Below are 14,714 nucleotides of genomic sequence, written 5' to 3' on the forward strand. Positions count from 1 at the left end.
TAATCAGTCCGAAGGTTCAGGCGCTGGCGGCCAACAGGCCGTCGCTGACCTGGGCCAGATGATGGTCCGCGTCGCCGAACAGCAGGTTGATGGTGGTCAGCCGCTTGAACATGTGAGCGGCAAACATCTCGTCCGTCACGCCCATACCACCGTGCAGCTGCACACCTTCCTGTGCGACATAGCGGGCACCCTGGCCGACCAGGGTCTTGGCCATAGACAGCGCGTTGCGGCGCTGGGCCTGGTCGTCGGAATCGGCGGTGTTGGCCGCCAGAATCGCCATGGATTTGGATTGTTCCGTCTGAATGAACATATCTGCCATGCGGTGCTGCAATACCTGGAATTTGCCGATAGGTACACCGAATTGCTTGCGGGTTTTGATGTAGTCCAGCGTGGTTTCGTTCATGGCTTCCATGGCCCCCACGGCTTCGGCACAGACCGCCGCAATGCCCAGATCGGTGGCTTTCTCAATGTGCGGGAACGCCTGGTCCAGCTCACCCAGAAGATTGTCGGCGCTGACGGCGACATTGGAGAAACTGATGTCTGCGATGCGGTAGCCGTCATGGGCGGCGTAGTCGTCAATTTTCACGCCTTTGGCATTGGCATCGACGATGAACAGGGACAGTCCGGTCTCATCATTGGTGTTGCCGCTGGTGCGCGCAGAGACGACCAGTTGGTCCGCCTGGCCGCCATGGATGACTGCGGTTTTCTGGCCGCTGACCATGAAGTGGTCGCCGTCCTTGCGGGCAGTGGTCTGTACCTGGCTCAGGTTGTAGCGCGCGCCGGGTTCGTAATGTGCAAAGGCCATCTTGCGCTCGCCGGAAGCGATCGCCGTCAGGTACTCGTCTTTTTGGGAGTCGTTGCCCACATCACGAATCAGCCCGCCGGCCAGAACGACCGTAGCCAGATAGGGCTCAACCACCAGGCCGCGACCGAAGTTTTCCATCACCACCATGGTGTCGACGGCGTTGCCATCCAGACCGCCAAAGGCTTCGGGGAAGGTGAACGCCAGCAGGCCCATATCCGCCAGGGCGGCCCAGGTGTTCGGGTCGGTGCCATTGCCGGATTCGATGAAGGTGCTGCGCTTTTCAAAGCTGTACTCGTTGGTCACAAAGCGGCGCAACGAGTCGTTCAGCATTTGCTGTTCGTCGGTAAGATCGAAATTCATAAGATCGCCTCCTTTAAAGACCAAGCACGAGCTGGGCGATGATGTTGCGCTGGATCTCGTTGGACCCGCCAAAGATCGACAGCTTGCGCATGTTGAAGTAATCGCCGGCCGCCGGGGTGGCGTCAATGGATCCGGCACGGGGGCCGCTGTAGTCCAGTTCCAGGGCGTCCGGAATATGCGCGATGGCGTCCTGCCCGGTGGCTTCCATTAACAACTCAAACAGCTTCTGGCCGATTTCGGTGCCACGGATTTTCAGGATGGACGCCTGCGGGCCGGGGCCGCGTTTGTCGGTCAGGACCCGCAACACGGTCAGCTCCAGCGCGCGCAGTTCGATGTCCAGTTGCGCCAGACGATCGCGGAAGCGGGTGTTTTCGATCAGTGGGCGCTGGCCGTCCTGTTCCTCGTTGGCCACGACTTTCAGGCGCTTCATCAAGGCTTTCCACTGCCCGACGTTCGCCAGCCCGGTACGCTCGTGCCCAAGCAGGAACTTGGCGTAGGTCCAGCCCTGGTTCTCTTCGCCGATCAGGTTCTCGGCGGGCACTTTCACGTTATCGAAATAGACTTCGTTAATCTCGTGCTCGCCGTCCAGCATGATGATGGGCTTCACATCGATGCCGGGATCGTTCATGTCGATCAGCAGGAAGGAAATGCCCTGTTGCGGCTTGCCTTCGTTGCTGGTGCGCACCAGACAGAAGATCCAGTCGGCGTGCTGGCCCAATGTGGTCCAGGTTTTCTGGCCGTTGACGATGTAGTGATCGCCTTCGCGCTTTGCGGAACAACGCAGTGACGCCAGATCGGAACCGGAACCCGGCTCGGAATAGCCCTGACACCACCAGTCTTCGCCGCTGAGAATGCCCGGCAGAAAGCGTTGTTTCTGCTCGTCGTTGCCAAAGGTCATGATCACCGGGGCGACCATGCGCAGGCCGAAGTCTAGCTGGCGTGGCGCACCGGCGAGGGCACACTCTTCTTCAAAGATGATCTGTTCAATCGGGCTCCAGCCCGGGCCGCCGAATTCTTCCGGCCAGGTGGAGGCGCCCCAGCCTTTGTCGAACAGAATTTTCTGCCAGCGCTGGGTCATTTCTTTATCGTGGCGCAAGCGTTTCTGAACGCGCTCGCGGATGTCGTCCGGGAGGTTGTCGTCCAGGAACTGGCGAACTTCGGCGCGGAAGGCCTCTTGTTCCGGGGTGTAATTCAGGTCCATGTTGCACCTCTTGTCTGATGGCTGAGGTTAATGGTTTTAACTTGTGAGTGGCCTTTTGATTTTTGATGCCGGGCCTACGAACTCGGGGGCGGCGCCGAATGGGTATCCCCTTTCAAAACACGCTCCTTCGGCCCATCCATGGGGCGCTTGGACTCCGCCATCCATGGCTCCGTACAGTTTTGAAAGGGGATACCCATCCGACGCTTTGACTCCGCGCTTGCCTGTTATTGAAAAAGCTTTAACGAGCACTCGCACTGCGTTTAATGGTTGCACCTGTTTGCCTTTGCACACAGCTCTGGGTGGCCGTTGGGAGTGGGTGTCCAAAACCGTGCGGAGCCATGGATGGCGGAGCCCGAGCGTCACATGGACGTGCCGTAAGGAGCGTGTTTTGGACACCCACTCCCAACGGGCACTTTCACCCAAGCCAAGGGCAACCGAGGCTTCAGGCAGCAACCAAAGCCTTAGGCAACCTCAAACAACCCAGCAGCACCCATACCAGTACCGACGCACATAGTGACCACGACGTATTTTACGCCCCGGCGTTTGCCTTCGATCAGGGCGTGGCCGACCAGGCGGGAGCCGGTGGTGCCGTAGGGGTGGCCGACGGCGATGGCGCCACCGTTGACGTTCAGGCGGTCCATCGGGATGCCGAGTTTGCGCTGGCAGTAGAGGACCTGCACGGCGAAGGCTTCGTTGAGCTCCCACAGGCCGATGTCATCCACGGTCAGGCCGGCACGCTTCAGTAGTTTGGGAACGGCGTACACGGGGCCGATGCCCATTTCGTCGGGCTCGCAACCAGCAACCGCGAAACCACGGAAGATGCCCAGCGGCGTCGCGCCGCGCTGTTCGGCCACTTTGCTGTCCATCAGCACGCAGGCAGAGGCGCCGTCGGAGAACTGGCTGGCGTTGCCGGCGGTGACCACGCCGCCTTCCATTGCTGAGCGGATCTTGCTGACGCCTTCCAGGTTGGTGCCCGGGCGGATGCCTTCGTCCTGGCTGATGGTGACTTCCTGGCTGCTGAGCTGGCCGGTGGCCTTATCCGCCACACCCATGGTGGTGGTGATGGGTACGATTTCGTCGTCGAACTTGCCGTCCTGGCGAGCCTGATCGGCCAGGTTCTGGCTGCGGACGCCGTATTCGTCCATGTCTTCTTTCTTGATGTCGTAACGCTTGGCCACGGTTTCCGCCGTGTCCAGCATGGACCAGTACAGCTCCGGCTTGTGCTTCGCCAGCCAGGGTTCCATGAAGTAGTTCTGGTTCACGTTGGCCTGAACGGTGGAGATGGATTCCACACCGCCGGCAACCATCACCGGTACCCGGTCAACCGCAATGTGGTGGGCGGCCATGGCGATGGCCTGCAAGCCGGAGGAACAGAAACGGTTGATGGTGGCGCCGCCAACGGTGACGGGCAGGCCAGCACGGATGGCGCCCATGCGAGCGACGTCGTTACCAGTGGAGCCTTCGGGCAGGGCACAGCCCATCAGCACGTCTTCGATTTCGTTGGGGTCGACTTTGGAGCGCTCGACCGCGTGCTGGATGGCGTGGCCCGCCAAAGTAGCGCCGTGGGTCATGTTCAGGCCGCCGCGCCAGGATTTGGCCAGGGGCGTGCGGGCGGTGGATACGATGACAACATCATTAGACATAACAATTCTCCTTCGTTCGAAGCGCCTGTTTATCGATAAAGGGCAGGCGCCCCGAGGGTATTTGTGGACCGGTTATTTGGCGTCGAAACCTTTACCTTCCTCAGCGCGCTTGGCCAACAGGGCCGCGGGCTCCCAGAAACCAGGCTGGGTGTGGCGGTCTTCGGTGAAGGCCTGCATGGCGCGCACCACGTTGGGCAGCCCGACTTCCTCGGCGTAGTGCATGGGGCCGCCGCGGAAAACGGGGAAGCCGTAACCGGTCAGGTACACCATGTCGATGTCAGAGGCGCGCTGGGCGATGCCTTCGTCGAGGATCTGGGCGCCTTCGTTTACCAGCGCATACACGCAACGCTCGACGATTTCCTTGTTGCTGATCTTGCGCGGGGTAATTCCCAGTTCGGCGCGAACCTCGTCCACCACCTTGTCTACTTCCGGATCGTGCAGGGCGTTGCGGTTGCCCGGCTCGTAGCGGTAGAAACCAGCGCCGGTCTTCTGGCCGTAACGGCCCATTTCACAGATGCGGTCAGCCAGCACCATCTTCACCATGTCCGGGTTTTCTTCGTACTGGCGCTTGCGGATGGCCCAGCCGATGTCGCCGCCGGCCAGGTCGGCCATGCGCAGCGGGCCCATGGCAAAGCCAAACTTCTCGATGGCCTTGTCGATCTGCTGCACGCTAGCGCCTTCTTCCAGCATCAGCAGGGCTTCGCGCTGGTACTGGTTGATCATGCGGTTGCCGATGAAGCCGTCGCACACGCCGGAGACCACGGCGGTCTTCTTGATGGTCTTGGCGAGTTTCATGGCGGTGGCCAGTACGTCCTTGGCGGTTTTGTCGCCACGTACCACTTCCAGCAGCTTCATGATGTTGGCCGGGCTGAAGAAGTGCAGGCCGATGACGTCTTCCGGGCGCTTGGTGAAGCTGGCGATCCTGTTCAGGTCCAGGGTGGAAGTGTTGGAGGCCAGGATCGCGCCCTGTTTGCACACTTCGTCCAGCTTTTCGAACACGGACTGTTTGACGCCCATTTCCTCGAACACGGCTTCGATCACCAGGTCAACACTGCTCAGATCGTCATAGGTGAGGGATGGGGTCAACAGAGCCATCTTGGCTTTGGCGTCGTCCTCGCTCATGCGGCCTTTCTTCACGCGGCCTTCGTAGACCTTGCGGATGGCTTCAACGCCACGGTCCAGGCCTTCCTGTTTCATCTCTACAATCGTTACCGGGATACCGGCGTTCAGGAAGTTGATGCTGATACCGGTACCCATGGTGCCGCCGCCAATCACGCCGACAGACTTGATGTCACGGGTCGGGGTGTCAGACGGCACGTCGGCAATCTTGCTGGCCAGGCGTTCGGAGAAAAACGCGTGACGCAGGGCGCGGGATTCCGGCGTTTGCATCAGATTGACGAAAGCTTCGCGCTCCACTTCCATGCCCTTGTCGAATGGCATGGTAACCGCGGCTTTTACGGCTTCCACGCACTTCAGCGGGGCCGGGTAGTTCTTGGCCATGGCGCCGACGGTGTTCTGGGTGAACATGAAGAAGCCTTCCGGGTTCGGGTGCTTGGCTTTCAGGTCGCGCACTTTTTTCAGTGGCAGGTTCTCGCTGACCACCTTGGTGGCGTAGGCGATGGCCGCGTCCAGCAATTCGCCGTCGATAATCTCATCGAACAGGGCGCTGCCCTTGAACTGTTTGGCAGGTACGACGCTGCCGGAGACGATCATATTTACAGCGTGCTCAGCTCCGATGACTCGTGGCAGGCGCTGAGTACCGCCGGCGCCTGGCAGCAGGCCCAATTTTACTTCCGGCAGGGCGATTTGTGCGTCCGGCTTGGCGATGCGGTAGTGGCAACCCAGGGCCAGTTCCAGTCCGCCGCCCATGCAGGCGCCGCTGATGGCCGCGATCACTGGCTTGCGGCTGCTTTCCACGTAGTTGACTACCGTGTTCAGATTGGGTTCGGCAAAGGCTTTGGGAGAGCCGAACTCGCTGATGTCGGCGCCGCCGGAGAAGGCACGGTCGGAGCCGATCAGTACCACGGCTTTCACTGCATCATCGGCTTCTGCCTGCTGGATACCGTTAACAATACCCCGGCGGAGTTCAAGGCCCAGGCCATTGACGGGCGGGTTGTCGAGTCGGATGACGGCGATGTTGCCGTTCACATCGTAATGGGCAGTACTCATGTAGCAGCTCCCTGATACTGGCATTGGATAGTAGGCGGTGTACGGAAGACCTGTTGAATTATCCATACACTGGTGTATTGTTTGTCCATACACTAATGTATGTTTTGGGCGGGGTCAACGCTTTCAAACATGGCTCCGCTGTTGATGTAGAATTCACACCCAACAGCCAGTAGCAGGACCAGATTCCACCATGACGGATGCCAAACCTCAGAAACGCCGCAGCCGCAAGACGCCGGAAAAAGCGCAGTTGACCCGCGACGACTGGCTGGATGCGGCCGCCGGCGAGGTTGCAGCCGGTGGTTTCAGCAACCTGAGGGTGCTGACCCTGGCAAAAAAGCTCGGTGTGACCCGTGGCAGTTTTTACTGGCACTTCAAGGACCACGAAGACCTGGTGGTGCGTTTCCTCAACCGCTGGCGGGACCGGCGTCTGCACGAGCTTCAGTACTGGAAACCCAAGGGTGGGGATGTCGAAACCGAATTGCGGCAAATTCTGGAACTGTTGCTCACGGATGCGTCCCGTAATATCCGTCGCCTGCAGGTGGAGCTGGCGGTGCGGGATTTTGCCCGCAGAAATGACTACGCGGCTGATCTGGTCACGCAGGTGGACGAAGCGCGCATCAACCAGAACTGCGAGCTATATGAACGGCTGAGCAGCGATCCCCAGCGCATTCGCGATCTGTCGCTGCTGATGTACGTGGCCACCATCGGCTCCCAGGTGGTGCTTACGGGGAAGAAGGGCGATGCTGAAACCATACGCCGGGTGGAAGACTTGATGGCGCGCGTGGCGTTGGGGCAGCGTGATGACGGTTAGATGGCTGGCCCTGATCCTGCTGGGGCTCTGTGCCGGTGCCGTTCATGCAGCCGGAGATGAATGTATGGACGGCGCCACCACTGAACTGGAACAGATGTATTGTCGCGTAGTGAGCGAAGGGCTTGGCGGGGGCTTGCCGTCCCCCACGGATTTCAAGCGCAACGATCCGCAGGTGCAGGCATTGCTTCTGCGGCGCCCTGCCGGGCGACTGGGCCTGGAAGTGCCTGAGCCGGGTGCTCCCGCGCAAGCCGACTCCAGCCCCGGATCGTCTGGCGCGGAACCGGAACCCGTTCGAACCGGGTCTGAAGAAGACCCGCCGCAAAGCGGGTTGCTTTCGGATTGCCAACTGGAAGGCCAGCGCATTGCCTGTCCTCGGCAGCGCTATGATCTGGTCTCAAACCAGCCCAACAGCCAGCTGGCGGAAGGGGCCCTGGCGGAGGATAACCGCCTTGGTCTGCGTCCGTTCGAGGGCAACCGCGATGATTCAGAGGCCGTGCGCCGATACCTCTCCGAGGCCTACGACCGCTACATCCCCAAGATGGTGGACATCGGCCTGGGCGCCAACACCATGAGCTTCACGGCGTTCCACAACGCCTTTCACACCATTGAGGATGGCGGCGTCGACTTTGCCCGGCGTATGGAGCAGACCTTCACCTTGCTGAAGCAGGACAAGAAAAAACTCGCGGTAAAAGCCCGTTACCACAACGAGCTTCCGCAGGACCTGTCCCTGTGCATGGTGATCAACCGCGAGATCGTGGTGTGTGACAACGTCGGCACCAACTGGGTGTACGTCAGCCCGTCGAGGTAATAGCTCAGGCTGTGTCCAGGAAATCGTTGAGATACCCGGCGACGGCTTCGGGTTGCTCTTCCTGCAGGAAGTGGCCAGCCTCCACCTCCTTCACTCGCAGGTCTGCGAAGCATTCCTCAATATGATTGAGGTACTCCGGAATGATCACCTTGTCCTTGTTGCCGTAGATATACAGGGCGGGCATGGGCCACGTATGGTCTGCCGTGGTGGCCCAGCGTTTGGCGTCTTCGTGGAAGGTGCGGTAGTAATTGGAGCTGGTACCCGGCGTTCCCGGAATCCGGAAGGTGCGCACGTATTCGTCGAATGCGTCCCGTGGAAACGGGTCGCGGTTCCAGGTGCGCAGGAAATGCCCCAGCCAGGTCTCTTCGGCGCCCGGAATCATCGCTTCAGGCAGGCCTGGCGTCTGCATGAAGTGCTGATACCAGTAGGCTGCACCGCTGCTGGCGCGGACCTTCTCGATCACTTCCTGGTTGCCCTTGAGGTTGTTGATGATGGCGATGTTCATGATCACCAACCTTTGCACCCGGTCGGGAATGGCCAGTGCGACTTCCTGGGCGACGATGCCGCCCCAGTCGTGGCCCACCAGCTGAAACTCGTCAATACCAAGCTGGTCCAGCAGGCTGATCACATCCTGTGCCATTTCCTGCTTGCGGTAGTGTTCGATGTCCGGGCTGCGTTCACTGTCGCCCAGTCCTCTCAGGTCGGGGGCGATGATGCGAAAACCCGCCTTCAGATACGCTGCCACGTGCTCCCAGCAGTAGGAGCTCTCCGGCCAGCCGTGGATCATCACCAACGCCTTGCCACCGGGTGCCCCGCCTTCTCGCCAGGCGAAGCGTCCCCGGGGCGTTTGTCGCTGTTTTGGTTCAGACAGGTGCATGGCTGGGCTCCGTGAATGCGAATGGTACTGCTGCCAGACCATAAACGGACTGACGCAATCGCGCAATCAGAGGGTGTCCACCGGCCTGCCCAGATCCCGAAGCACCGTGTCCACAACCATGGGGCTCCATAGCAGGCGGTGGTGGCCCAGGCCACGGGTGCGGAGCACGTTGGCGTTTTCCCAGTTGTTGAAAACCCGTTCGCTTTCGTCTGGCGAGATGGAGGTGTCATCGTCATCAATGACCATCAAGCCCCGCTGGGTGAGGGTCCGTGACAGGGCTTCCAGGTCCAGTTGCTCCCAGACGGATTTGCCGAAACGCTCCTCCATCAATTGCAGATGCACCGCCAGAACGTCCTGGCTCAGGCCGAGTTGACGGCCCAGGTTATCCATCACCGCCGTGAGGCTGACAGGGGGCGCCAGCATGACCAGATAATCAGGCTTAAGGCCGTCCGCGATTGCGCGGGCAGCGGCAATGCAGCCAATGGAATGGGCCAGCACCCCGTGGACCCGGCCGACGCTGGCCGCCACCCTGGCAACGACTTCGGCCATTTCGAACAGGTTGGTGCTCTCGCCCTGGGCACGGCCGTGGGCGGGGGCGTCGAACAGCACCACGCGATAGCCGGCTTCCACCAGCGGGTTGACCCAGGCGCCGAACTGGATGCCGGCACCGGCCCAGCCGTGAACGCCCAGAATCACAGGCCCCTGGCCCCAGGAATACACCGGAATGGTCCGGGCGCCGTGCTGCAGCTGGGTATAGCTGTCAGCATTGTCCAGCAGGTATTCATAGCGGGATGGCATGGGCAGGCGCGAGGGCCTGAACGCCATGCGGTTAACCAGCCGGCCGGCTTTCTCAGGGGCCATTCGACCGTAGAGTTGAAGTGCCAGGCGGATGGGCGAAAACCCCTTCGGGCCTTCAACCTTGTGGGTTGTCGGTCGCTCGAAGATCACTGATTGAGTGTTCAGTTGTGAGGTCATGGTGAAAGTCCTTCTTCCAGTGGTAGTGGATGACAGGTTCAGGTTAGGGCTTGCGGGTTGCCAGCAGGAGTGTCATATTTGACATATAAAGTGCTGAAAGGGCCATTTCCATGTTCAATGTTGCCATTGTTGCCTTTCCCAACTGCCATGCCTCCGGTGTGCACGGCATCATGGATTTCTTCACCGTTGCCAACTTCTGCGGCCGCGCTCCGGCTGGCCGCAGCGAGCCCCTGTTTAATTGCCAGGTGGTGACGGTGGACGACCAGCCAGTCCGCGGGTACAGCGGTGCGGTGGTGACGCCAACCTGCAAGCGTGGGGATTTCGAGCCGGACCTGATCGTGGTGGGCTCCTCGGTGGAAGCCGCCGTGGGCGCGGAACGGCTGGAGAAGACGCTCGCACCCTCAAGACCGCTTTACGGCTGGTTGCGGGAAGGCCTGGAGAGGGGCGCCGTGCTGGCGAGCGTCTGCACCGGCAGTTTCGTACTGGCGGAGGCGGGTTTGCTGGACGACCAGGTTGCCACCACCCACTGGCGGGCAGCGCCGCTGTTCCGTGCCCGCTATCCGCACCTGCGCCTGGAGGAAGACCAGTTGCTGGTGGATAACGGCCGCATCATCTGTGCCGGCGGCGCCACTGCGTTTGTGGATCTGTGTAGTTACCTGGTGGAGCGCTTCTCGTCACCGGCGGTTGCCCTGGCCTGCAGCAAGATGCTGGTGCTGGACGGCCGCCGGGCGGAGCAAACGCCCTACATGGCCTTCTACAGCCAGAAAGCCCATCAGGATGACGCTATCCGCAAGGCACAGTCCTGGCTTGAACAGCACTACGCCGATGCACTGACCATCGACGAAGTGGCTGCCGTAGCGGGCCTCGGCACCCGCACCTTCAAGCGTCGTTTCAAGGAAGCCACTGGCGAAACCCCGATCGGCTACCTGCAGCATCTGCGGATCGAGGCGGCCAAGCACCTGCTGGAATCCAGCCGCGAACAGACTGCACGCATCATCTGGAGTGTGGGTTACGAAGATGCCAGTTCGTTCCGGAGGCTGTTTAAACGCACGGTAGGCTGTACCATGGAGCAATACCGCAAGCGTTTCAGCTATGTATCCCCAAAAGTGGCCTGATGCCCCGACGATCCCCGACCGAAGACAGGACTCCCATGCCCGGCAAAAACTCCACCCGCCTCAACAAATACATCAGCGAGAGTGGCATGTGTTCCCGGCGGGAGGCCGACCGCTATATCGAGAACGGCAACGTTGCCATTAATGGCAAGGCGGCCCAGGTGGGCGATCAGGTGCTGCCCGGCGACAAGGTCACGGTGAACGGCCAGTTGATCGAGCCGCGAGACGAAGAGGACCTGATCTTTATCGCCCTCAACAAGCCCGTGGGCGTGGTCAGCACCACCGACCCGGCGGAGCGCCGTAACATCGTTAACCATGTGAGCCACGGCGAGCGGATCTTCCCCATTGGCCGACTGGACAAGGACTCCCAGGGGCTGATTTTCCTCACCAGCAATGGCGATCTGGTGAACAAAATCCTGCGCGCGGGCAACAACCACGAGAAGGAATACCTGGTCACCGTCAACAAGCCGGTGACCGCAGAATTCGTGCAGGGTATGAGCGCCGGGGTACCGATACTGGGCACGGTCACCAAACGCTGCCAGGTCGAAAAGGTGTCCCGTTTCGTGTTCCGTATTACCCTGGTTCAGGGTCTGAACCGACAGATTCGTCGCATGTGCGAGTTCTTTGATTACGAGGTCACGAAGCTCGAGCGTGTGCGCATCATGAATATCAGCCTCAAAGGACTATCAGTCGGAGAGTGGCGGGATCTGGGGCCGAAGGAGCTGGCCGGGTTGTTTGACATGATCCGCGATTCGTCCTCGGAAGTGAGCTCCGATACCCGTAGCGAAACGAAAAAGCCGGCGAGCAAGCGGCCTGGCAAAAAGCCCGGGACATCGCCATCGGGACCGCGTGGAAAGGGCGCAAAGGCAGGACAGTCCGGTAGGCCAGGAAAGCCCGCTGGAAAACACGGCAAACCCTCGCGCCCGGGAAAACCCGGCAAGCCAGGAAAGCCACGCAAACCCAGGCAAAGCAGCGTTAAGCGCTAGGATACGTTCACTTCCGTACGGCACGAAGGCGCCACTGTCGCTATGCTATACCGTTTTTACCCCTGACCGGATATTCTGAATGTTTGAAGCGTTTATCAGTACCTACATCAGCAGCACGATCCGCTTTATGTTCCTGCTGGCGCCGTTTTTCGTGGTCACTATGTTTCTGGCGTTAACCCGGGGGCTGCCGGCGTCTGAAAAGCGTTCGATCATCCGCCGTTCCACCGTATCCGCAATGATTCTGGGGTTGGTACTGTTCTTTGCCGGGCCACTGCTGTTCAGTGCCATTGGCATTACCCTGAACTCGTTCCGGATCGGTGCCGGCAGCCTGCTGTTCCTGACCGCCATCAGCCTGGTCACCAGTGGTACCCGCAACCACGCCACGGGGTTGCCGGATGAAGACCGCGATGACATTGCCGTGGTGCCACTGGCCATTCCGGTGATGATTGGCCCCGCCACCATCGGTGCGATCCTGGTTTACGGTGCCGAGCTGAACGCTGTGCCGGAAGTGGCCGGAGGGCTTCTGGGGCTGGTGTCGGGGCTGGTTATCCTGGCGGTTCTACTGCACTTGTCCGGATACCTGGAAAAGGCGCTGGGTAAGACCGGGCTGAACATACTCTCCAAGATCAGCGGCCTGATTCTGTCTGCCATGGCGGCGGAAATTGTATTAACGGGCATCGCTGGATTTATTGCTTCCACGTCGGCCTCCTGATGTCTTTCGATACCGTAGCGCACAATCGCAGTCGCCAGCAGTTTGACGGAGTGTCCTCCGTGTGGCTGTTCGGCTATGGCTCGCTGATCTACAAGGTGGACTTCCCCTTCCTTGAGCAGCAGCCGGCGACGATTGAAGGCTGGGCCCGGCGTTTCTGGCAGGGCTCCCATGATCATCGCGGTACTCCGGAGGCTCCCGGGCGTGTGGTCACGCTGGTTAGCCAGCCTGGTGCGACATGCAAGGGCATGGCCTATCGGGTATCACCGGACGTGTTTGAGCACCTGGATGTACGTGAGAAGAACGGCTACCTGCGCTTCAGCACGACCATGACATTTGATGACGGTAGCAATGCGGAAGGCCTTGTTTATATTGCCACCGAGGACAACGCCGCTTTTCTGGGGCCCGCTTCGACGCTCGACATCGCCAGCCAGATTGCGCGTTCGTCCGGGCCGAGTGGCCCTAACAGCGAGTATCTGCTGAAGCTGGCGGACGCTTTGCGTACGCTGGGTGATCATGATCCCCACGTGTTTGAGCTGGAATCCCACCTGCGTTGATTCTGTCGTGACGGTCAGCCGGCCACGGCAACTGTAAAGACTGTCCGCGCCTGCGTAAAAGAAGTGCAAAGCCGCCGCCGATCGCCTGACTTTCCCCGGAAGTTCCGTACTCTGAAATTAGGGAGCAGCCACAGAGTGTTCGTGGATGCTAATCCGGGATCTGAAAAGATCGGGAGAAGAACGATGAAAGCATTTCTGATTGGCAGTTGTCTTGTTGGCCTGATAATGGCCACCAGCCCGGCTGTGGCAGATTCTGACAGGCGGGAGAACCACAGGGCAGGGTTCCACCAGAAAGTGGACCACGACAGGGGCATACCCCACCACAAGAAGCTTCTGTCATCCCGGCACCGCGATGCGGATGCACACCACGGCCACCGGGATCGCAAGTATGGCTGGAAAAACAAGGCTCACAACCGACACAAACACGGTTGGAAGCATAAGAAGTACCACCAGAAAAGGCATGGTTACCAGGGCCACAAGCGCCATTGGAACAAACACCGTCACCATTACCGGGATGATCGTGGCACCCGTTTCCGGTTCTACTACAACAACGGCACCTACCCTATGGAGTATCAGGTGCTGCAGGGCGCTCAGCTACTGATTGACGTAACTCGTTGATTGCTTGGGTTAAAGCCTCTCGCCGGCGCCTGTGAACGGCGCCGGCTCTTCAGTCCAATCATTATCAGCGGCACGACGATCATGGTGCTGCCAGCCAGGAACCAGAGGTCCGGCACTTCGGAGAACCAGACCCAGCCAATGCCGACTGCCCAGATCAGGCCGGTGTATTCGGCGCTGGTCACCTGGTTGGCATCCACCTGCTGGTAGGCCAGCAACACGGTGATGTTGTAGCCCAGAATAAACAGGGCAGATCCCAGTGCACTGATAAGTATGGAGCTGTCCCAGGCGGCGCCTTCCCATAAGGCCAGTGCGCCGGCGGCCGGGATGATCAGCGCGTAATTCAGGAACAGCTTGTGAACGGTGGACTGCTGCTTCGGCAGTTTACGAACCATGACGGCGTTGATGGCCAGTGCAAAGGCGGAGGCCAGTGCGGCGATGGCCGCCCAGTTGAATTCTACTGGCCGCAGGATAACGACGATGCCGCCAAATCCGCTGAAGACGGCAAAGACGCTCAGCGGGGTCAGCTTTTCCCGGAACAGCATGACGGACAGCACCATGACCAGGATGGGAGCTGCGTAGAACACGGCGTTGGCGGTGGCCAGCGGCAGATTGCCGAGGGCAACAACCATGCACAGGATGCCAGCCAGGTGTATGTGGGCCCGCACGGCGTGGACCTTGATACCGGAAAACAGGTGTTTCCGGTTGAGTTGGCCGGCCAGGGGCAGTAGCAGCAACAGGGTGATGACGCAGCGCAGGAAGGCAAACTGGAATACGGGGGCGCCGGGTTCCAGCAGTTTGATGAACACATCGCTGATCAATGCCATGGCGTTGCCGATCACCAGCAGAAGGATTGCACTGTTTACGGTTTTGCCTGACATGATTTCGGCTCCTCTTGGTTTTGCTCCGACATCGGAGTTGTCGCCCTGCACACCACCCTTTCCAAAACACGCTCCTTCGGCACATTCATGTGACGCTTGGACTTCGCCATCCATGGCTCCGTACAGTTTTGGAAAGGGTGGTGTGCAGGGCTCCCTGAATCTTGTGATGGTGAGTCTAGTGGTGTATTACTATCCGATAAAATGA

Annotated in this window: 14 protein-coding genes; 7 read left to right on the top strand and 7 right to left on the bottom strand. The window is 60.0% G+C overall.

The features are described 5' to 3' along the window. Positions 1-16: 16 nt before the first annotated feature. From B2590_RS09060 to B2590_RS09075, 4 genes are all read right to left on the bottom strand, one after another. Entirely contained in the window at positions 17-1,165 is a 1,149-nt protein-coding gene (locus B2590_RS09060; RefSeq protein ID WP_136634075.1) for an acyl-CoA dehydrogenase family protein, read from the bottom strand. A 13-nt stretch (positions 1,166-1,178) separates the two neighbouring features. After that, a complete protein-coding gene (locus tag B2590_RS09065; protein ID WP_286811876.1) occupies positions 1,179-2,366 on the bottom strand; it encodes an acyl-CoA dehydrogenase family protein in 1,188 nt (395 codons plus the stop codon). Positions 2,367-2,827: 461 nt separating this feature from the next. Continuing rightward, a complete protein-coding gene (locus B2590_RS09070; protein WP_278366649.1) occupies positions 2,828-4,009 on the bottom strand; it encodes an acetyl-CoA C-acyltransferase in 1,182 nt (393 codons plus the stop codon). A gap of 72 nt (positions 4,010-4,081) precedes the next feature. Next, complete coding sequence (locus B2590_RS09075) at positions 4,082-6,178, bottom strand: 3-hydroxyacyl-CoA dehydrogenase NAD-binding domain-containing protein (protein ID WP_278366648.1); 2,097 nt, start codon at positions 6,176-6,178, stop codon at positions 4,082-4,084. 190 nt (positions 6,179-6,368) lie between these two features. Here B2590_RS09075 and B2590_RS09080 point away from each other — a divergent pair, with 190 nt between their 5' ends. Both B2590_RS09080 and B2590_RS09085 read left to right on the top strand, forming a co-directional pair. Continuing rightward, positions 6,369-6,989 (top strand): TetR/AcrR family transcriptional regulator, encoded by a 621-nt coding sequence (locus tag B2590_RS09080; protein WP_036211544.1) that lies wholly within the window; start codon positions 6,369-6,371, stop codon positions 6,987-6,989. Beyond that, complete coding sequence (locus B2590_RS09085) at positions 6,979-7,797, top strand: hypothetical protein (protein WP_286811877.1); 819 nt, start codon at positions 6,979-6,981, stop codon at positions 7,795-7,797. Before B2590_RS09080 ends, B2590_RS09085 begins: the two co-directional genes overlap by 11 nt. 4 nt (positions 7,798-7,801) lie before the next feature. Here B2590_RS09085 and B2590_RS09090 read toward each other — a convergent pair whose 3' ends face one another. Both B2590_RS09090 and B2590_RS09095 read right to left on the bottom strand, forming a co-directional pair. Next, positions 7,802-8,674: an alpha/beta fold hydrolase gene (locus tag B2590_RS09090; protein WP_041332957.1), complete on the bottom strand. Its 873-nt coding sequence runs from the start codon at positions 8,672-8,674 to the stop codon at positions 7,802-7,804. Between the two features lie 66 nt (positions 8,675-8,740). Further along, positions 8,741-9,649 carry an alpha/beta hydrolase gene (locus B2590_RS09095; RefSeq protein WP_041332959.1) on the bottom strand — a complete coding sequence of 303 codons (909 nt, stop codon included), beginning with the start codon at positions 9,647-9,649 and terminating at the stop codon, positions 8,741-8,743. A 110-nt stretch (positions 9,650-9,759) separates the two neighbouring features. On the opposite strand from B2590_RS09095, the gene B2590_RS09100 reads away from it, so the two are divergent. From B2590_RS09100 to B2590_RS09120, 5 genes are all read left to right on the top strand, one after another. Next, a complete protein-coding gene (locus B2590_RS09100) occupies positions 9,760-10,764 on the top strand; it encodes a GlxA family transcriptional regulator (RefSeq protein WP_041332961.1) in 1,005 nt (334 codons plus the stop codon). Between the two features lie 35 nt (positions 10,765-10,799). Next, a complete protein-coding gene (gene rluF / locus B2590_RS09105) occupies positions 10,800-11,747 on the top strand; it encodes a 23S rRNA pseudouridine(2604) synthase RluF (RefSeq protein ID WP_278366644.1) in 948 nt (315 codons plus the stop codon). 79 nt (positions 11,748-11,826) lie between these two features. Then, positions 11,827-12,459: a MarC family protein gene (locus B2590_RS09110; RefSeq protein ID WP_036211528.1), complete on the top strand. Its 633-nt coding sequence runs from the start codon at positions 11,827-11,829 to the stop codon at positions 12,457-12,459. Continuing rightward, entirely contained in the window at positions 12,459-13,013 is a 555-nt protein-coding gene (locus tag B2590_RS09115) for a gamma-glutamylcyclotransferase (RefSeq protein WP_036211525.1), read from the top strand. The genes B2590_RS09110 and B2590_RS09115 overlap by 1 nt, the downstream gene beginning before the upstream one ends. 183 nt (positions 13,014-13,196) lie before the next feature. Continuing rightward, entirely contained in the window at positions 13,197-13,631 is a 435-nt protein-coding gene (locus B2590_RS09120) for a hypothetical protein (protein WP_136634067.1), read from the top strand. Here the strand turns inward: B2590_RS09120 and B2590_RS09125 are convergent. Beyond that, on the bottom strand, positions 13,604-14,509 hold the full coding sequence (locus tag B2590_RS09125) for a DMT family transporter (RefSeq protein WP_041336473.1): 906 nt from the start codon (positions 14,507-14,509) through the stop codon (positions 13,604-13,606). The two genes, B2590_RS09120 and B2590_RS09125, sit on opposite strands and share 28 nt — an antisense overlap. Between the last annotated feature and the right edge of the window lie 205 nt (positions 14,510-14,714).

Source organism: Marinobacter sp. UBA3604 (assembly GCF_002375325.1).
GTDB classification, from domain to species: Bacteria; Pseudomonadota; Gammaproteobacteria; order Pseudomonadales; family Oleiphilaceae; genus Marinobacter; species Marinobacter salarius.